General features: G+C 63.1%; 21 protein-coding genes. 7 read left to right on the top strand and 14 right to left on the bottom strand.

Features of this window, described 5'->3' with window-relative positions:
* The 6 genes from flhA to flgB are packed head-to-tail and all read right to left on the bottom strand — an operon-like array spanning position 1 to position 4354.
* On the bottom strand, positions 1-2085 hold the full coding sequence (gene flhA, locus K3759_RS12700; protein ID WP_259982293.1) for a flagellar biosynthesis protein FlhA: 2085 nt from the start codon (positions 2083-2085) through the stop codon (positions 1-3).
* Positions 2082-2915, bottom strand: a complete 834-nt coding sequence (locus tag K3759_RS12695; RefSeq protein WP_259982292.1) for a lytic transglycosylase domain-containing protein — start codon at positions 2913-2915, stop codon at positions 2082-2084. The genes flhA and K3759_RS12695 overlap by 4 nt, the downstream gene beginning before the upstream one ends.
* Positions 2912-3181: a flagellar biosynthesis protein FliQ gene (gene fliQ, locus K3759_RS12690; RefSeq protein ID WP_067630399.1), complete on the bottom strand. Its 270-nt coding sequence runs from the start codon at positions 3179-3181 to the stop codon at positions 2912-2914. Before fliQ ends, K3759_RS12695 begins: the two co-directional genes overlap by 4 nt.
* Positions 3182-3184: 3 nt before the next feature.
* Complete coding sequence (locus tag K3759_RS12685) at positions 3185-3517, bottom strand: flagellar hook-basal body complex protein FliE (protein ID WP_243261223.1); 333 nt, start codon at positions 3515-3517, stop codon at positions 3185-3187.
* A 12-nt stretch (positions 3518-3529) separates the two neighbouring features.
* Entirely contained in the window at positions 3530-3940 is a 411-nt protein-coding gene (flgC, locus tag K3759_RS12680; protein WP_259982290.1) for a flagellar basal body rod protein FlgC, read from the bottom strand.
* Between the two features lie 9 nt (positions 3941-3949).
* Positions 3950-4354 carry a flagellar basal body rod protein FlgB gene (gene flgB, locus K3759_RS12675; protein WP_259982289.1) on the bottom strand — a complete coding sequence of 135 codons (405 nt, stop codon included), beginning with the start codon at positions 4352-4354 and terminating at the stop codon, positions 3950-3952.
* A 70-nt stretch (positions 4355-4424) separates the two neighbouring features.
* Here flgB and K3759_RS12670 point away from each other — a divergent pair, with 70 nt between their 5' ends.
* Positions 4425-5765, top strand: a complete 1341-nt coding sequence (locus K3759_RS12670; protein WP_259982288.1) for a FliI/YscN family ATPase — start codon at positions 4425-4427, stop codon at positions 5763-5765.
* A 6-nt stretch (positions 5766-5771) separates the two neighbouring features.
* On the opposite strand, the gene K3759_RS12665 is transcribed toward K3759_RS12670, so the two are convergent.
* From K3759_RS12665 to K3759_RS12640, 6 genes are all read right to left on the bottom strand, one after another.
* Positions 5772-6920 (bottom strand): lytic murein transglycosylase, encoded by a 1149-nt coding sequence (locus K3759_RS12665; protein ID WP_259982287.1) that lies wholly within the window; start codon positions 6918-6920, stop codon positions 5772-5774.
* A 117-nt stretch (positions 6921-7037) separates the two neighbouring features.
* A complete protein-coding gene (locus K3759_RS12660) occupies positions 7038-7502 on the bottom strand; it encodes a CreA family protein (RefSeq protein WP_259982285.1) in 465 nt (154 codons plus the stop codon).
* A gap of 61 nt (positions 7503-7563) precedes the next feature.
* Positions 7564-9285, bottom strand: a complete 1722-nt coding sequence (locus K3759_RS12655; RefSeq protein WP_259982284.1) for a SulP family inorganic anion transporter — start codon at positions 9283-9285, stop codon at positions 7564-7566.
* A 54-nt stretch (positions 9286-9339) separates the two neighbouring features.
* Positions 9340-10257, bottom strand: coding sequence for an MBL fold metallo-hydrolase (locus K3759_RS12650; protein ID WP_259982282.1), 918 nt, complete (start codon positions 10255-10257; stop codon positions 9340-9342).
* On the bottom strand, positions 10257-10697 hold the full coding sequence (locus K3759_RS12645; RefSeq protein WP_259982281.1) for a YeeE/YedE family protein: 441 nt from the start codon (positions 10695-10697) through the stop codon (positions 10257-10259). Before K3759_RS12645 ends, K3759_RS12650 begins: the two co-directional genes overlap by 1 nt.
* Before the next feature lies 1 nt (position 10698).
* Positions 10699-11133 carry a YeeE/YedE family protein gene (locus K3759_RS12640; protein WP_067628499.1) on the bottom strand — a complete coding sequence of 145 codons (435 nt, stop codon included), beginning with the start codon at positions 11131-11133 and terminating at the stop codon, positions 10699-10701.
* 94 nt (positions 11134-11227) lie between these two features.
* Here K3759_RS12640 and K3759_RS12635 point away from each other — a divergent pair, with 94 nt between their 5' ends.
* Positions 11228-11533: a helix-turn-helix transcriptional regulator gene (locus tag K3759_RS12635; protein WP_259982279.1), complete on the top strand. Its 306-nt coding sequence runs from the start codon at positions 11228-11230 to the stop codon at positions 11531-11533.
* Between the two features lie 26 nt (positions 11534-11559).
* Here the strand turns inward: K3759_RS12635 and K3759_RS12630 are convergent, their stop codons facing one another.
* Complete coding sequence (locus K3759_RS12630; RefSeq protein ID WP_259982278.1) at positions 11560-12018, bottom strand: beta-lactamase hydrolase domain-containing protein; 459 nt, start codon at positions 12016-12018, stop codon at positions 11560-11562.
* Between the two features lie 274 nt (positions 12019-12292).
* Here K3759_RS12630 and K3759_RS12625 point away from each other — a divergent pair, with 274 nt between their 5' ends.
* Genes K3759_RS12625 through K3759_RS12605 form a run of 5 tightly spaced genes read left to right on the top strand, consistent with a single transcriptional unit; the run spans position 12293 to position 15125 of the window.
* On the top strand, positions 12293-12724 hold the full coding sequence (locus K3759_RS12625) for a hypothetical protein (protein WP_259982277.1): 432 nt from the start codon (positions 12293-12295) through the stop codon (positions 12722-12724).
* Positions 12724-13398, top strand: coding sequence for a MotA/TolQ/ExbB proton channel family protein (locus K3759_RS12620; protein ID WP_259982275.1), 675 nt, complete (start codon positions 12724-12726; stop codon positions 13396-13398). The genes K3759_RS12625 and K3759_RS12620 overlap by 1 nt, the downstream gene beginning before the upstream one ends.
* 28 nt (positions 13399-13426) lie before the next feature.
* Positions 13427-13768, top strand: a complete 342-nt coding sequence (locus tag K3759_RS12615; RefSeq protein WP_259985641.1) for a biopolymer transporter ExbD — start codon at positions 13427-13429, stop codon at positions 13766-13768.
* A 2-nt stretch (positions 13769-13770) separates the two neighbouring features.
* Positions 13771-14160: a biopolymer transporter ExbD gene (locus K3759_RS12610; RefSeq protein WP_259982273.1), complete on the top strand. Its 390-nt coding sequence runs from the start codon at positions 13771-13773 to the stop codon at positions 14158-14160.
* On the top strand, positions 14157-15125 hold the full coding sequence (locus tag K3759_RS12605; RefSeq protein WP_259982272.1) for an energy transducer TonB: 969 nt from the start codon (positions 14157-14159) through the stop codon (positions 15123-15125). Before K3759_RS12610 ends, K3759_RS12605 begins: the two co-directional genes overlap by 4 nt.
* A 21-nt stretch (positions 15126-15146) precedes the next feature.
* On the opposite strand, the gene K3759_RS12600 is transcribed toward K3759_RS12605, so the two are convergent.
* Positions 15147-16481: an aspartate aminotransferase family protein gene (locus K3759_RS12600; RefSeq protein WP_259982271.1), complete on the bottom strand. Its 1335-nt coding sequence runs from the start codon at positions 16479-16481 to the stop codon at positions 15147-15149.
* Positions 16482-16535: the final 54 nt, after the last annotated feature.

The raw sequence follows: 16535 nt of genomic DNA, 5'->3' as shown, positions 1-16535 counted from the left end.
CTAGCCCCCGATGGTGGCGACGGTCCGCAGTGACACCTTGCGGTGGATTTCGGCGTTGGAAATGACCGGCGTCATCGGGCTGACCCGCTCTAACATGGAGCGCACATAGGACCGCGCCTCGGGGTTCACCATCAGCGCGGGCCAGCTGTCTTCAGAGGCGAAGCGCTGGATCTGCTGGCGGGCCTGCAAGACGAACTCCTGCACCCGTTTAGGCGACATGACGAATGTCCGATCATCGCCGACCATTTTGACCGCGTCGATGAACTCGGCCTCCCATGAGGGCGACAGGGTGATAACCGGCACGAAGCCCTGCCCATCGGACAGCCCTTGGCAAATCTGGCTCGACAGACGGCGGCGCACGTTTTCCAGCACCAGCGCGGGTTTGGAGGTTTGGCGCGTGGCTTCGGCCATCGCCTCGACGATCAGCGGCAGGTTGCGGATCGAGACGCGCTCAAGCAGCAGTTCCTGCAAGACCTGCTGCACCAGAATGGCGGGGGAGGGGACGGGCAGATCGTTGACCAGTTTTTGGTAATTCCGGTCCAGCCCCTCAATCGCCTCTTTCGCCGAGCCGTAGGTGAGCAGTTCGGACATGTTTTCTTTCACCACTTCGGTCAGATGCGTGGTGATGACACTTTCGGGGTCCACCACCGTATAGCCCTGGGCCTCGGCCTGATCGGCGACCTTGCTGTCGACCCAAAGCGCATCGAGCCCGAACGTCGGCTCGCGCGTGGCCTCACCCGGCAGTTGCAGCGGCGCGCCTTCGGGGTTGATCACCATCATCTGATTGGCGCGGATGTCGCCCTTGGCCACATCAACGCCGTGGATCTGGAAGGAGTAGCTGTTGATCGGCAGGCTTACATCGTCCTTGATCCGCACCGAGGGCATGGGGAAACCGAACTCTTCGGCGAAATGTTTGCGCAGGGATTTGATCTTGCTCGGCAACACCGCGTCGGGACGGTTGGCCAGCGCCACCAGCCCTTCACCCAGCACCAGCCGCAACTCGTCGAGGTGCATGGGGTTGCTGTCGACCTCCGGCATGTCCTGCTTTTTCTGGGCCTCTGCATCAGCCTGTGCCTTGGCCTCTGCCGCCTCCGCCGCGCCGCGTTGGATCACCACGCCCAAGCCCACCATGGCAGCGGCCAGCAAGGCAAAGACCAGCAGCGGAAAGCCCGGCAGAAGGCCGATACCGAACAACAGCATCGCTGCCATATAGAGCGCCTTGGGGAAGTTCGACAGCTGGTCAAAGACCGCCTCGTTTGCCGCGCCACGCGTGCCGCCCTTGGTCACGATCAGACCCGCAGCCAGCGACACCACCAGCGCCGGGATCTGGCTGACCAGCCCGTCCCCGATGGTCAGCGAGGTGAAGACGTTAAAGGCATCGCCCACGCCCATGCCGCGCTGCACGACACCGATCAGAATGCCACCGATGACGTTGATCAGCGTGATAATCAGCCCCGCTACCGCATCGCCGCGCACAAATTTCGAAGCACCGTCCATCGCCCCGAAAAACGCGCTTTCGTCTTCCAGTTCCTTGCGGCGGCGACGGGCCTCGTCTTCGTCGATCAGCCCTGCGCCCATATCGGCATCGATCGCCATCTGCTTGCCCGGCATCGCATCCAGCGAGAAGCGGGCGGCGACTTCGGCGATACGGGTCGACCCCTTTGTAATCACGACGAAGTTGATGATGACGAGGATGGCAAAGATCACCACACCGATGACGAAATTGCCCGCCACGATGAACTTGGAGAAGCCCTGGATCACATCGCCCGCGGCGTGCAGACCGGCATGGCCTTCGCTGAGGATCAGCCGGGTTGAGGCCACGTTAAGCGACAGGCGCAACATGGTGGTGACCAGCAGCAGCGTCGGGAAAGAGTTGAACTGCAAGGGTGAAGGGATCCAGAGCGCCACCATAAAGATCAGCACAGAGAGCGACAGTGACAGCGCCAACCCGAAGTCCAGCAAGATCGGCGGCAGCGGCAGGAACAGGACCGCCAGTACTAGCGACATGCCAACGGCAAAGCTGACGTCTTTATTTGCGCCAAACATGCGCCATTGCGGCATTATGGAGTTCGGTTTCGTGCTCATCCCGCATCCTCCGCGTGGACGGTGGTGAACTGTGGCAGGACGGGCTGCATCTCATGGGCTGAATAAAGCGACCGGCGCGCGTTCTCGGCCCCGCCGATCTGCGCGCCCCATGTGGCCTTGGCCGCCATCCGGTCATAGCTGCCCGACGTGCTGCGCGTGGCCTTGCGCGGACGCGTGGCGACGGGGCTGGCACTGGCCAGCGCCTGAAACTCCGGCAGTCGCGCATTGGCGGCAGAGATGTTCTTTTGCAGACGGTCGAGGTAGGTGTCGCGGAACTCAGGCTCAAAGGAGTGATACGACCCGGCGGCCTGCATCCAACTGCCCGTGCGGCGGTGCAGCCGTTTGAGGAAACGCGCGGCGTAATCGACGTTTACGCGCGGATCGAACCCTTGGGCGGGACTGTCAAACGCATCCGGGTGCCAGCGCATGTTGATCTGCATACAGCCCACGTCAATGGAGCGGATGCCACTCGCCTGCCGCTCGGCGATCCAATCCAGCGCGGCATTGCGGCTGTCAAACAGCCGCCCTTCCCCCGCCGCGTTGACCGCATAGGGCCAGACCGTGAAATGTCCGTTGCGCCGGGTGCCTGCCTCTTGCAGGCCGATGGCCAGCAGCAGGTTGTCGGGGATGCCGTGCCGTGTTTGTGCCGCCAGAATTTCACGGATGCAGACGCCTTCGGGCCCGCCCTTGGCGGCCAGCGTCCGGGCTGTCTTGGTCACGGCGTTTTTCTGCGATGGCTCATAGAACGACCCCCAGCCTTGGGCGAGGGCAGGGGTGGCAAGCACCGCCCCCAGCAGCGCCGCACGGGCCATATGCCAAAGCGCTCTCACAGCCCACCGTTCTGCACGAGGTCAAAGACCGTATCTGACAGGTTCTTCAGCGTGGCATACATGAACGGCGTCGCGGCCAGCAGGGTGACAAAGATCATCACGATCTTGGGCACGAAGGTCAGCGTCATTTCCTGAATTTGCGTCAATGCTTGGAAAAACGCGATCACCAGACCAATCGCCAGCGCCACCCCCAGCACCGGACCCGAAGCCAAAAGCACGGCCCAGACGGTTGCAGAGATGATGTCATAGGTCTGGGTTTCGGTCATGGCCTAGATCGGCATCCGCAGAATTTCCTGATAGGCTTCGACAAAGCGGTCGCGCACCGACACGGCCACTTTCACAGTGCTCTCCATCGCCAGCATCGCTTCGACTACCTGTTGTGTATCCGCCTCACCGCGCAGCCCGGCCTGGGCCACGGCCTCGCCACCGCGCACGGTTTCCAACGCGCTTTCGGAGGCCTGTTGCACCATATTGGTGAAACTATTGGCGCTGGCACCGGCTTCCTCGGCGATGCCTTCGCCCTTTTGCCCCGTCAGCGATTGCGAGGTGCGGTAGGCACCCCGGACGGCGGCGGTTGAGATCAAAGAAGCAGGATCGCTCATATCAGGTCAGCCTCACTTCAGCAGGTCGAGCATCTGGCTGCGCATCCGGCGGCCGGATTCGAACATGTTCATGTTTGCCTCATAGTTCCGTGACGCCTCGCGCATGTTGGCCATCTCAATGATGGGATCGACATTGGGCCGTTTGACATAGCCGGTCTCATCCGCTGCTGGATGCGCCGGGTCATAGTCGCGCCGGAAGGGCGATTGATCGCGACCAATGCGGTCAACCTCAACCAATGACCCGCCGCCGTTCCGGTCAAGCAGTTCGGAAAAGCTGATGGTCTTGCGCCGAAAAGGGTCGGCGCCGGGTGTGGTGCCCGTTGAATCGGCATTGGCCACGTTTTCCGAGATCACCCGCAAACGCGCGGTCTGCGCGGTCATCCCGCTGGCGGCGATTTTGGCGATAGACTGAAGCGGATCCATGCGTTTTCCTTACCTGTTCCCGGTGACGGCCATGGTCAGCAAGTCATAGCTTTTGCGGTAAAGCTGCGCTGCCAACCTGTAATGGTCGCCGATCTCGGCGGCCTTCACGGCCTGTTCTTCGAGGTTCACGGTATTGCCATCCAGCGTGGTGCCAATGGCGCTGCGATCCGTTACCTCGCGCACGCCGGGCGTACCGTGGGCGACACCGGTGAAATGTTTGTCATGGGTCGTCACCAGCCCGTTATCGCGCGACAGCTCTCCGCTCAGCATCGATTCAAAGGACGATACATCCCGCGCCTTGAAGTTCGGTGTCGACGCATTGGCGACGTTTTCAGACACGACCTTTTGCCGGGCCGAAAGCCACTGCATCCGGTCCGAAGCGAGTCCAAGAATAGAAAGATTAGACAAGTTCATTTTTTTGCCTATAGCTTGTTTAATCCTTGTATAGTAAATATTAGCCTACTCTCCTAGAGGAAATTTATCCATGCAGACACTCTTTTCCGAGCTGACCAGCTTTGCCCGCGAGGCGGGCGAGGCCGAGATCACCGGCGAAGTGCGCGCGATCACCGGCATTACCCTGACCGCCGTGGGGCTGGAGCGGGTCTTGGGCATCGGCGAGCGCTGCATCGTGCATGGCTCTGACGGGCCGGTCCATGCGGAGGTCGTGGGCCTTGGCACCCATGGCACCGAATTGCTCCCCTTCGGCTCGTGGCGCGGGGTGGCGGCGGGCGACCGGGTGGAGGTCGCGGTTGGCCGCGATGTGATCCGCCCGGACGAAAGCTGGAAGGGCCGTGTCATCAGCGCCTCTGCTGCACCACTTGATGGAAAGGGGCATCTGCCCGAGGGCAACCAACCCCGCCCGCTGCGCGCCGCGCCGCCGGGAGCCTTTGACCGCAAACGCATCGGCCCGAAACTGGCGACCCATGTACGCGCGCTGGATGTCTTCACTCCGCTTTGCCAAGGTCAGCGCTTGGGCATTTTCGCAGGCTCCGGCGTTGGTAAATCAACGCTGATGGCCATGCTGGCACGCTATACGGAGTGTGACGTGGTGGTTATGGCGCTGGTTGGTGAACGGGGCCGTGAGGTGCAGGATTTTATCTCAACCGACCTCGGCCCCGAGGGGATGGAAAAGGCCGTGCTGGTCGTGGCCACCGGGGATGAGCCGCCGCTCACCCGCCGCCAAGCCGCTTGGACCGCTATGGCCGTGGCCGAGCATTTCCGCGATCAGGGCCAGCACGTGTTGCTCTTGATGGACAGCGTCACCCGTTTTGCCATGGCGCAGCGCGAAATCGGCCTCGCCTCGCGCGAACCACCCACCGCCAAGGGCTACCCGCCGACGGTGTTTTCAGAGCTTCCGCAGATGCTCGAACGGGCCGGGCCGGGGCCGGTGGGCAAGGGCGATATCACCGCGATCTTCACCGTTTTGGTGGATGGTGATGATATGAATGACCCCATCGCCGACGCCGTGCGCGGCATCACCGACGGGCATATCGTGTTGGATCGCAAGATTGCCGAAAAGGGCCGTTATCCAGCGATTGACCTGCTGGCGAGCGTTTCGCGAACGTTGCCGGATTGTCACAGTGATGTGGAGTATACGCTGCTTACCGCCGCTCATAAGGCGCTTGCGGCCCATGCCGATATGGAGGAATTGATCCGCATTGGCGCTTACCGCAGCGGCAGCAACCCTGAATTGGACCGCGCCATTGCCTTTGCCGGGCCGTGCGAGACGTTCCTCAGCCAGCGCAAGGCCGAGCACACCCCGCCGCAATCCTCGTTCGCCGAGGTGGCAGGGATGCTCGACCGGGCCGGGATCAGCCCCGGCTAGGCCCGTCTATTGCAGGCGGCGCAGCAGCTCGACCGAAGGCTCTCCCGTCGCAGGCAGGCCCACGCTGGCTTGATAAGCGCTGATCGCCTTGCGGCTGTTTGGCCCGATCACCCCGTCGGTGCCGTCGGTATCGAACCCCCGCGCCGTCAGCCGCTGTTGCAGCGCCATCCGATCGTCTTTGGTCAGCCCGTTGGCGTCGGGTGGGAAGCTGCCGCGCAGCGGCCCGCCCCCGGCGATGCGGTCGGCCAGATGGCCCACGCCGATGGCATAGCTGTCGGAGTTGTTGTAGCGTTTCAGCGCCCGGAAATTGCTGGTCACCACAAACTGCGGCCCACCTGCCTGCGGCTGGATCACGGACCCGGCGCTGGCGGGCATGCTGCCCACTTCGCCGCCCCATTTCACGCCGCGCGTCCAGCCGTTGCGCGACAGATAGGCGGCGGTCGAGGCCAGCGCATCGCTGGGGTCTTCCGACCAGATGTCGCGCCGCCCGTCGCCGGTGAAATCCACCGCAAAGGCTTGATAGGAGGTGGGAATAAACTGCGTATGCCCCATGGCCCCGGCCCAAGACCCGGTCATGCGATCGGCAGTGATATCGCCATTTTGCAGAATTTTCAGGGCCGCGATCAACTGTTTCTCAAAAAACGCCCCGCGCCGCCCGTCAAAGGCCAGCGTCGAAGTGGCCGAGACGACAGGCACATTGCCGCGCCGTTCGCCAAAGAAGCTCTCCAGCCCCCAAACCGCCGCGACGATCTCTGCCGCGACGCCGTAGCGGTTCTCAATCGCGCTCAGCGTGCTGCGGTGCCGCGCGAAGGCCGCGCGCCCCTTTGATACACGTTCATCCGAAGCAGCGATGGCGAGGTAATCTTCCAAGCTGCGGCTGAATTCCGTCTGGTTGCGGTCCCGTTTCACGACGCCGGGCAGATAGCCCGCGCCGCGGAACCCTTGGGCTAAGGTGCTGGCCGAGATCCCCTGCGCCGAGGCACGGCCCTTAAACGCCGCGACCCAAGCGTCATAGCCTGCATTGGGCACCGGGCGCAGATCGTCCGGCACCCCAGCCGCCGCTGCGGGGCCAAGTGCGCCGCCCCCCGTAGAGCAAGCCGAGGTCAGCCCCAGAGCGGCGAGGCCAAATGCGAATGTTCTGCGTGAATGTCTCATAAATCCTGCCTGTCGCTGCACTGTTGCGTTTTGCGCAGCATATCGCAGGCAGGTCGCCCGACAAGGCGGGATCGCCACGATGGCAAGCCTTCGCCGAGGAAAACTTGGCCCTTGGGCTTATTGGCCGGGCTGGAACAGGGGCACAGTCGACATCGACATCTTGGCCGACCCGTCCTGCACCTGCTGGCTGTGGCTGATGTAGATCAGCGTATTGTTCTCTTTGTCAAAAATCCGCTTTACCCGCAGCGTTTTGAAGATGATTGAGCGCCGTTCGCTAAAGACATTCTCGCCCTCATCGTCCATTTCGATATCACCCACTTCAATCGGGCCGGTCTGACGGCAAGAGATGGAGGAGTTCGACGGGTCTTCAAACCAGTTGCCCTTTTGCAGCCGATCGATCAGCCCGCGCTCGAAATAGGCCAGATGGCAGGTCACGCCCTTGACCTTAGGGTCGGCCACGGCTTCGATGATAATGTCATTGCCCAGCCAGTCCACGTCGACATTCCCCACCTGTTCGGCAGGGGCGGCAGTGGCAAAAAGGCAGGCGGAAAGGGCGGCGGCGCGCGCAAATATCTTGTTCATGGCAGGCCAACGCGCGACGGGCAGGGCGGTTCCCGCGCGCGGACAAATACCCTCGAATTCCTCAGTGCCGCTCGGCCAAGGCGCAAACGGCTTCATGCTGGCTGAGGAATACCTCGCCCGTCAGATCATCCAAGAAGTGGCTGCGCTTGAGGCGGTCCATGACCGGGCCTTTGACCTCACTCAGGTGGAGCCGTATATCGGCATCCCGCAGCCGCGTGTTGATCGCCTCCAGCGACTCCAGCGCTGAAAGGTCGATCTCATTCACCGCTGGGAACATCAGCACGACGTCCGTCAGCTCGGGCTTGTCCGCGGCATAGCGCGCTAGTTGATCCTCTAGGAAGCGGGCGTTTGGAAAATAGAGGCTCTCGTCCACCCGCAGGGACAGCACATGCGGCTGGGTCTCAACCTCATGGCGCAGCACGTTGCGGAAATGCTCTGTCCCGGGCACGCGGCCCACCACGGCCATATGCGGGCGCGAGGTTTTATAAAGATGCACAAGGATCGAAGTGATGACCCCCGCGCTCACGCCCGCTTCGACGCCGAAAATCAGCGTCAGCAGGATCGTCACGCTCACGGCTGCAAAATCGGCATGGCTGAAGGCCCAAGCACGTTTGAGGATTGAGAAATCAACAAGACTGAGCACCGCAACGATGATAGTGGCGGCGAGCGTGGCTTTGGGAAGGAAGTAGATCAGCGGCGTGAGAAACAGCGCCGCGAGCGCCAGCCCTACGGCGGTGAAGGCCCCCGCGGCGGGCGTCTCGGCCCCTGCATCAAAGTTCACGACAGAGCGAGAGAAGCCCCCCGTCACCGGAAAGCCCCCGGTGAAGGCCGCGCCAAGGTTCGCACTGCCCAGCCCAATCAGCTCCTGATCGGGGTCAATGCGCTGGCGCTTTTTGGCAGCTAGGGTCTGGGCCACGCTGATGCTTTCGACGAAACCGATGATAGAAATCAGCAGCGCGGGGATGAACAACTGTGACAGCAGATCGGGCGAGAAGGAAGGCAGCGTGAGCGGCGGCAGGCTTTGCGGCACCTCGCCCACGATGGCCACGCCCCGGCTGCCCAGATCAAAGGCCCAGACCGCCAGCGTGGTGCCGACGATCGCCAACACCGGGCCTGTCTTGGCCCCGATATCGGCCATGCGCGGCCCCAGTCCCACATGCAAGAGCAAGGGCTTCAACCCGCCCCGGACCCAGAACAAGAACGCCGTCGCGGTCACACCCAGCAAGAGGGTGATCAGGTTCACCTCGCCCAAATGCGCCCAAAGGCTGGCGAGGATGTCCACCAGCGTATGCCCCCCGCCTTCGATCCCCAGGATATGGCGCAACTGGCTAGCGGCAATCAGGATGCCCGATGCCGTAATGAAGCCTGCAATCACCGGGTGCGACAGAAAATTCGCCAGAAACCCCAGCCGGAACAGCCCAAGCGCCAGCAGCATCGCGCCCGACAGAAACGCCAGCGTCAGCCCCGCTGTGACATAGCCCGCCGTACCGCTCTGCGCGATGTTGCCCACCGCCGCCGCCGTCATCAGCGACACCACCGCCACCGGCCCCACCGCCAGCGCCCGACTGGTGCCAAAAATCGCATAAAGCGCAATCGGCGCGATGGAGGCATAGATACCGGCCTCGGGCGGCATCCCCGCAAGCAGCGCATAGGCCAGCGATTGCGGGATCAGCATGATGGTGACGATCACCGCCGCCACCATATCCCCGGTGAACTGGTCACGATCATAGCGCCGCCCCCAGTCAAGGATCGGCAAATAGTGCGCGAGAGGCGGGAGTCTCATGTCAGGCAATCCGTCAAGAGGAAGGGGGAGCCCCGAAGGGCCCCCCGGTCTGGCTTAGTCGAAACGGTTCACCGGCAGTTTCAGGTAGTAGTTGCCGTCATCTTCGGCCTCAGGCAGGCGCCCGCCGCGCAGGTTGATTTGCAAGGCCGCTAGGATCCGATTGGGCAGCGACAGGGTCGCGTCCCGCTTCTGGCGGCGCTCGATATAGTCCTCGCGCTTGGTGCCATCTTTGACATGGATATTCTTGGCCTTATGCTCATCCACCGTGGCCTCCCACGTCGGCTCTTTGCGGTCATCGGTGCCATAGTCATGGCCGATATAAAGCCGCGTGTCGCCGGGCAGGGCGAGGATGTCTTGGATCGAGTCCCAAAGCTCCGCCGTTTTGCCCCCCGGAAAATCCGACCGTGAGGTGCCCGCATCGGGTTGCATCAATGTGTCATGCACAAAGGCCGCATCGCCACAGACGTAGGTGATCGACCCAAGTGTGTGACCGGGCGACAGCATTACCTTGGCGTCCAACTCACCAATCTTAAACGTCTCGCCTTCTTCGAACAGATGGTCAAAGTCGCGGTCGGGGTCAAAGGCATTCGGCAGGTTGTAGAGGTCCGCCCAAATCTTGGCGATCTCAGGCACCAGCGCACCAATGGCATTGGGCGCACCGGTCCGTTCTTTCAGATGGGCGGAGGCCATGACGTGATCCGCATGGGGATGCGTATCAAGCACCCATTCCACGCTCAGGCCATGCTCTTTCACAAGGTCCAAGACCTGATCCATGCTCTCGGTCGTGAACTTGTAGTTCTTCGGGTCAAAGTTCCAGACCACATCGATCAGCGCGGCCTTTTTGGTCGCCGGATCGGCGCAGATGTATTGGATCGAGCCTGTGTCGGGTTCATAAACGCCCCAGACATCGGGGCTGCCCGCACCGGTTGAAGGCGAATGGCGCACGACGGGTGTATTCAGAGGGTCGCTCATCAGGCAGGTCCTTCCTTAGTTTTAGTCATCAAATCAGGGGTGTGGCGGGCGATCCACATGCCGCCCAGCATGAAGGGCACAAAGATCAACGTGCCACTGGCCGCCAAGGGCAGGGCGGTCAACGCCGGGCCGGGGCAAAAGCCGCCCAAGCCCCAGCCCACGCCAAAGATCGCAGCGCCGGTCAGCAGTTTCGGCTCAAGATCATTGCGGGTGGGGACGCGGAATGTGCTGTCGAAATAGGGGGTCTGACGGCTGCGGAACAGCAATGCAAAGCCCGGTGCGGTCACGGCGATGGCACCGCCCATGACAAAGGCGAGGCTGGGATCCCACGTGCCAAAGACGTCGAGAAAGTTCAGCACCTTGGCGGGGTCTGCCATGCCAGAGACGATAAGGCCGATGCCAAAGACAAGGCCGGAGAGTAAGGCGAATACCTGTTTCATATCACGCTCCCAACACATGCCGCATGACGAATACGGTCACGAAAGCCGTCGCCATAAAGGTCACCGTCGCCACGATCGACCGCGCCGAGCCACGGCTGATCCCACAGACCCCATGGCCCGAGGTGCAGCCATTGCCATAGGTCGCGCCAAAGCCGACCAACAGCCCGGCCAGAGCCATCAAAAGCGGGTTCGAAGGCACCCATTGTTGCGGCCAGCCGCCCGAGACAATCAACCAAAGCGGTGCTGCCAGCAAAAGCCCCAGCACGAAAAAGAACGAAACGCCCCGCGCTTCGCCGTCACTGCTGCGCGCAAATAGCCGTGAGGTCAGCCCGCTGATGCCCGCGATACGGCCGTTCGTTGCCATCAGCAGTACCGCCGAGGCTCCGATCAGCGCGCCGCCGCCCAGCGACAGCCAAGGTGTGAATTCAGTTTCCATGTCTTAACTCCTTGCGCGCCGACATTGGCGGCTGGCTTGTATCACATTACCTTTCAGTATATATTACCAATCTATAATATTCAATGATGCTAATATGAAAAACGCGGACGACTTTCTGGACGGTGATATCGCGGGTGCGGCAGCCCTAATGACGATGCTTGCGTCTGAAGCGCGGTTGCAAATCCTGTGCCGCCTGCTGGACGGGGAGCGTTCCGTGGGCGATTTGGCGCGGGCCTGCGGCCTGTCGCAATCCACGATGTCGCAGCAACTTAAGAAGTTAAAAGAGGCCGGGCTGGTCGACAGCCGACGCGCTGGGCAAACGATCTTTTACCGGGTGAAAGGGCAGGAGGCCGTGGCGGTTCTGGAAACGCTGCACGGCCTCTACTGCGCGCAAAAATAAACGCCCGGCAAAACCGGACGCCTCTTTCATGCTTTGCGATCCGCGTAGGATTTGACCAACTGGCCGATCTTCTCTTCGGTCAGGTCGATGCCGCGGGCTTTGCCCTCTTGCAGGGCCGTGTCACCGTCCCATCCCTTGTCTGCCGCAAGGGCCATCAGCGTCATCGCCCCGGCCCGTTTGCCCGAGGCGCAGTGCAGGAACACCGGCTGCGGCAGGTCATCCAATGACTTGCGGAATTCGTCCACCGTATCGGGGCCAAGCGTATCGGGCGTGACCGGATGGTGCAGGTAGTTCAGCCCCAGCTTCTCGGCCACCAGCCGCTCTTCATCGGGGGAAAGGCCGCCTTTCTCATCCGAAGCACGGAAGTTCACCACCGTTTTCATCCCGGCCGAGGCCGCCTGTTCCAGCGCTTTGGCGTCCGGCATGAACAGGGCCACGTTATGCGTGGGATCGATGGTCGCGATCTTCTGGCTGTTGTCGGTCATTCTAGCCTCCTTCTCTGCGCAAGCGATATTGCTGCGCGCGATGGTTTCAGCAGCCCAACACCAATTCGCCGCAACTGTTCCCTGCGCAGAAGGCGGGCAGCGAGGGATTGTCTTATCCGAGTATTAAAGTCAGGATTGTCACCGCTGACCGATTTTGCTAGGCAGCACAAAGAAATTCCGCTTGGCGTGACAGCTGCTTTGACGATTCTGCCCCCCGTGGCAGGCGCCCCAGCAGCGCGCCGTGATCAAAGATAAACCCATCGGGAGCCACCCCATGCCGCATTCTCGTTCCGCGTTCCTCGCGGTCCTGTGCCTGACCATCGCCCAAGGCACCGCCGCCGAGACGCCTGTCACCACACCTGCTCTCAAGGTCGAGCTGAACGCCGCCGACACCACGGATGCCAATTGCAAACTGACCTTCCTCATCACCAACGAACTTTCAGCGCCTTTGGACAAGGCGGTCTATGAAACCGTGCTGTTCGACCGCGAAGGCACCGTGAACCGGCTGACGCTTTTCGACTTTGGTCAACTGCCCGTAGGCCGCCCGCGCGTGCGCCAATTCGTGGTGCCGCAGACCACCTGCGAAAACCTTGGCCGTATCCTCTTTAACGGTGCGCAAAGCTGCGAAGGGGCGGGGATCGCGGCGGGCACCTGCGAAAACGCGCTGGCCCCGGCAACCCGGACCGAGATCGAGGTGCTGGGCTGATGGATCAACTGAGCGAACTGCTGACCCCTCTCCGGGGCATTGCCGAAACCGGTGGCCCGGTGGTCGTGATCCTGATGGCCGTGGCCGTGCTGACCCTTGCGGTCGCCCTCTATAAAACATGGCAGTTCCGCGCCGCCGCCGTGGGCCGCCACCGGGCGCTGTCCGAAGCGGTCAATGCTTGGGAGCGTGGCGATGCCACCGCTGCCCGCTCTGCGCTGGGCCGGTCGAAAAGCTACCTCGCCCCGGTGATCGAATTGGCCATGTCTGCGCCCGACGCGGGCGCTTCGCGCTTGCAGGCCGAGGCCGAGTTGCGCTTTGCCAAGTTGGAGCGCGGTTTCCGCCTACTGGATTCCGTGGCGCAGCTTGCCCCGCTCTTGGGTCTTTTCGGCACGGTTTTGGGCATGATCGAAGCCTTCCGCGCCTTGCAAGACGCAGGGTCGCAGGTGGATCCCTCGATCCTCGCGGGTGGCATCTGGGTGGCGCTTCTGACCACTGCGGTGGGGCTGGTCGTCGCCATGCCGACCGCGCTGGTGCTCAGCTGGCTGGAACAGCGGATGGAGACCGAGCGCGTCATCGCCGACAAGGCGATCCTTACCGTGTTGCACCCCGGGCAACACACTGCCCCCGCCGCAACCCCTTTCACTACCACCGCGCCCCGGCCAGCCCATGGCTAGGCCACGCCGGCGGCGCAACCGCCTCTCCATGACCTCCCTGATCGACGTGATCTTTCTGCTGTTGTTGTTCTTCATGCTAACCTCGACCTTCTCAAAATTTGCCGAGATCGAATTGGCCGCAGCGACATCCGGGGCAGGGGGCGAGACGGGGGCGAAACCTTTTTTCCTGCAACTGACCACCGAGGGGCTGCGCCTTAACGGTGACGCACTGGCGCTCGATGCGCTAACCGCCAGCCCGCTTGCCGAGGCTGAGAAGGGCACCCCGCTTCTGGTCTCGCTCGGGGCCGAGGTCGAGGCGCAGGCGCTGGCCGATCTGCTCATCGCGCTGCGCGCCCTGCCGGGGCTCAGCGTCTCGGTTCTGGAGGGCTGACCATGCGACCCATTGCCAAGGCCAAGCCACAACGCGAACCGACCATCGCATTGATCAACATCGTCTTTCTGATGCTGGTCTTCTTCATGGTCGCGGGCACCCCGTCGCAGCCGCTGGATTCCGACCTCAACCTCGTGGAAACCCGCGAACTTGAGGGCCGCGCCCCGCCCAATGCGCTGGTGGTTCACGCCGATGGCCGCATGACCTACGCAGGCCAAGACCGCGCCAGCGTGGCCGACTTCATCGACGCGCTGCCCGAAGAAGAGCGCGATACCGTGCGGCTGCTGCCCGACCGCGCGCTGCCTGCCCGCCGCCTTGTGGAACTGACCCGCGAACTGCGCGGGGCCGGGGCAGAGCGCGTCATGCTTGTCACCGAAAGGGCGCTGCAATGATCCCCCGGTCCGGTCTTGTCAAAACACTCTCCATCGGTGTCGCAGCCAGCCTCGTCGTGGGCGTGTCGCAATTGGCGCAAATTGACGACAGCGCCAAGATCGCGGGCGGCGGAGCGCCCGCCGCGGCCCAGCTTGGCACCCGGTTTGAGGATATGGCCGTCGGCACGCTAGAGGCCGAACCGGTGGAGGAGATCATGCCGACCCCCGAGCCCGAGCCGCTGGAGACCGCAGAGGCGCTGCCGCCGACCCCCGCTCCGGAGCCCACGCTCACCCCCACGCCTTCGCCCGTCGCAGAGCCGGTGCAGGCGGTGGAGGCCGAACCCATGCCCGTGGCCCCGCCCGCCGCTTCGCCGACAGAGACGCCGATTTTGCCCGCCCTGACCCCGGTCGAAACCTCGCCCGAGACGACTGAGGCCACGCCGACCATCACAGCCGCGGTCCCGGTGCCGCCGGTCGAAACCCTTACCGCCGAGGCAGAGGAGGACGCGCCCCGCCTGTCGCAACGCCCGCAGCGCCGCGACCCCGAACGCGCCGCCGAAGCTGCCAAGAAAGCCAAGCCCAAGCCACAGCCGAAACCCAAGCCCAAGCAGACCACGCGCGGCAATGCGAAGCGCGACAACACCAAGGGCGCGCAGACCGCCGCCCGTGCGGGCAACGCCGCGCAGTCCGGCACCCGTCAGCGGGCCGCAGCACCTGCGGGTAATGCGGCGGCTAGCAACTATCCCGGCCAAGTGATGAGCCGCATCGCCCGCGTTGGCAAACCGCGCGTCCGCTCACGCGGGACCGCCGTGATCGCCTTTTCCATTGGCGGGGGCGGGCAGTTGGCTGGCGTCCGGGTGGCGCGCAGTTCGGGGTCGGCAGCGTTGGATCAAGCGGCGCTTGGCATCATCCAACAGGCCGCACCCTTCCCGCGCCCGCCCGCCGGGGCGCAGCGCAATTTCTCGATCCAGATCAAAGGCCGGTGACCGGGCGCGGGGGCGAAGGGCTCAGCCCTCCGCGATCACCTGATCCACCGCCGTGCCGAGCATTTCGACGGTCATCTCGATCTCCTCGGGCGGCGAGGTAAAGGCCGGGGCCAGCAACACATGATCTCCCGCAGTACCATCAGCACAGCCCTGCGAGGGGTAGCAGATCATCCCCGCCTCCATCGCCGCGCGTTGGATTTTGCCCGCAAGGTGGCGGCTGACCTCAAAGGGCGACTTGCTGTCGCGATTGGCCACCAGTTCGATAGACCAGAACAGCCCGCGCCCGCGAATGTCACCGACATGGGCGTGTTGGCCAAAACGCTGGCGCAACGCCGTTTCCAACTGTGCCCCACGCGCCCGCACGGCCCCCAGCAGATCACGGCTCTCGACCTCTTGCAAAACCGCCAGCGCGCCCGCCGTGGCGACGGCGTGCGACATATAAGTATGCCCGTTCCACAGATTGCCGCTGCCCGCCATGATCGCGTCGATCACGCTTTCGCGGGCCATCACCGCCGCGATGGGCTGGTAGCCCGCGCCGAGGCCTTTGGCCATGGTGGTGATGTCGGCACAGATACCTTCCTGCTCCAACGCAAAAAGGCTTCCCGTCCGGCCCATTCCGCACATCACCTCGTCGGCGATGAGCAGAACCCCGTGGCGGTCACAAATCTCGCGCACATGTTTGAAATACCCCGCAGGCGCGGGTTGTGAGCCGAGCGATGCGCCCACCACAGGCTCCGCCACGAAGGCGGCAACCGTCTCCGGCCCCAACTCAACGATCCGTGTCTCCAACTGATCCGCCAAACGCTGCGCAAACGCCGCCTCGCTTTCGCCCTCGTGCTGCAGACGGTAGGCATAGGCCGCGTCGATATGTTCCACATCCATCAGCATCGGCGCGAAGGGCGCACGGCGCCCGGCATGGCCGCCCACCGCCAGCGCGCCAAGCGTGTTGCCGTGATAGCTGGGCTTGCGCGCGATGATCTTCGCGCGGGCCGTGTCGCCGCGCTCCAAATGATACTGCCGCGCCAGCTTCAGCGCGGCCTCCATCGCTTCCGAGCCACTTCCCAGATACATGACCCGACCTTCGCCCGTGCCCTCCGGCGCATGCGCGATCAAATAATCGGCCAGAGCCTCCGCAGGGGCGTTGGTAAAGAGGCCAGTGTGCGCAAAAGCGAGCTTTTCCATTTGTTCCGCAACAGCGGCGCGCACAGCCGCGTTGTCATGCCCAAGGCTCGACACCGCTGCGCCGCCACAGGCGTCGAGATAGCGCTTCCCCTTGTCATCAATAAGAAAATTTCCCTCCCCGCGCACGATCACAGGTTGCGTGGCGCGCAGGTTACGGTGCAATACATGGCTCATCGTAGAATCCGATCCTAGGGGTCGACCCTATTTACCGCTTCGCCCGCTGACTGC

The sequence above is a fragment of the Sulfitobacter sp. W027 genome (assembly GCF_025143985.1).
GTDB lineage: Bacteria > Pseudomonadota > Alphaproteobacteria > Rhodobacterales > Rhodobacteraceae > Sulfitobacter.
This window is presented reverse-complemented; position numbering and strand designations above follow the sequence as displayed.

Bases quoted from the DNA above. Each gene is read 5' to 3' on its own strand.
- K3759_RS12655 (WP_259982284.1), bottom strand. From the start codon at position 9,285: ATGAGACTCCCGCCTCTCGCGCACTATTTGCCGATCCTTGACTGGGGG.
- fliQ (WP_067630399.1), bottom strand. From the start codon at position 3,181: ATGACCGAAACCCAGACCTATGACATCATCTCTGCAACCGTCTGGGCC.
- K3759_RS12625 (WP_259982277.1), top strand. From the start codon at position 12,293: ATGCCGCATTCTCGTTCCGCGTTCCTCGCGGTCCTGTGCCTGACCATC.
- flhA (WP_259982293.1), bottom strand. From the start codon at position 2,085: ATGAGCACGAAACCGAACTCCATAATGCCGCAATGGCGCATGTTTGGC.
- K3759_RS12605 (WP_259982272.1), top strand. From the start codon at position 14,157: ATGATCCCCCGGTCCGGTCTTGTCAAAACACTCTCCATCGGTGTCGCA.
- flgC (WP_259982290.1), bottom strand. From the start codon at position 3,940: ATGGATCCGCTTCAGTCTATCGCCAAAATCGCCGCCAGCGGGATGACC.
- K3759_RS12630 (WP_259982278.1), bottom strand. From the start codon at position 12,018: ATGACCGACAACAGCCAGAAGATCGCGACCATCGATCCCACGCATAAC.
- K3759_RS12635 (WP_259982279.1), top strand. From the start codon at position 11,228: ATGAAAAACGCGGACGACTTTCTGGACGGTGATATCGCGGGTGCGGCA.
- flgB (WP_259982289.1), bottom strand. From the start codon at position 4,354: ATGAACTTGTCTAATCTTTCTATTCTTGGACTCGCTTCGGACCGGATG.
- K3759_RS12640 (WP_067628499.1), bottom strand. From the start codon at position 11,133: ATGGAAACTGAATTCACACCTTGGCTGTCGCTGGGCGGCGGCGCGCTG.
- K3759_RS12610 (WP_259982273.1), top strand. From the start codon at position 13,771: ATGCGACCCATTGCCAAGGCCAAGCCACAACGCGAACCGACCATCGCA.
- K3759_RS12660 (WP_259982285.1), bottom strand. From the start codon at position 7,502: ATGAACAAGATATTTGCGCGCGCCGCCGCCCTTTCCGCCTGCCTTTTT.
- K3759_RS12600 (WP_259982271.1), bottom strand. From the start codon at position 16,481: ATGAGCCATGTATTGCACCGTAACCTGCGCGCCACGCAACCTGTGATC.
- K3759_RS12650 (WP_259982282.1), bottom strand. From the start codon at position 10,257: ATGAGCGACCCTCTGAATACACCCGTCGTGCGCCATTCGCCTTCAACC.
- K3759_RS12615 (WP_259985641.1), top strand. From the start codon at position 13,427: ATGACCTCCCTGATCGACGTGATCTTTCTGCTGTTGTTGTTCTTCATG.
- K3759_RS12685 (WP_243261223.1), bottom strand. From the start codon at position 3,517: ATGAGCGATCCTGCTTCTTTGATCTCAACCGCCGCCGTCCGGGGTGCC.
- K3759_RS12620 (WP_259982275.1), top strand. From the start codon at position 12,724: ATGGATCAACTGAGCGAACTGCTGACCCCTCTCCGGGGCATTGCCGAA.
- K3759_RS12645 (WP_259982281.1), bottom strand. From the start codon at position 10,697: ATGAAACAGGTATTCGCCTTACTCTCCGGCCTTGTCTTTGGCATCGGC.
- K3759_RS12670 (WP_259982288.1), top strand. From the start codon at position 4,425: ATGCAGACACTCTTTTCCGAGCTGACCAGCTTTGCCCGCGAGGCGGGC.
- K3759_RS12665 (WP_259982287.1), bottom strand. From the start codon at position 6,920: ATGAGACATTCACGCAGAACATTCGCATTTGGCCTCGCCGCTCTGGGG.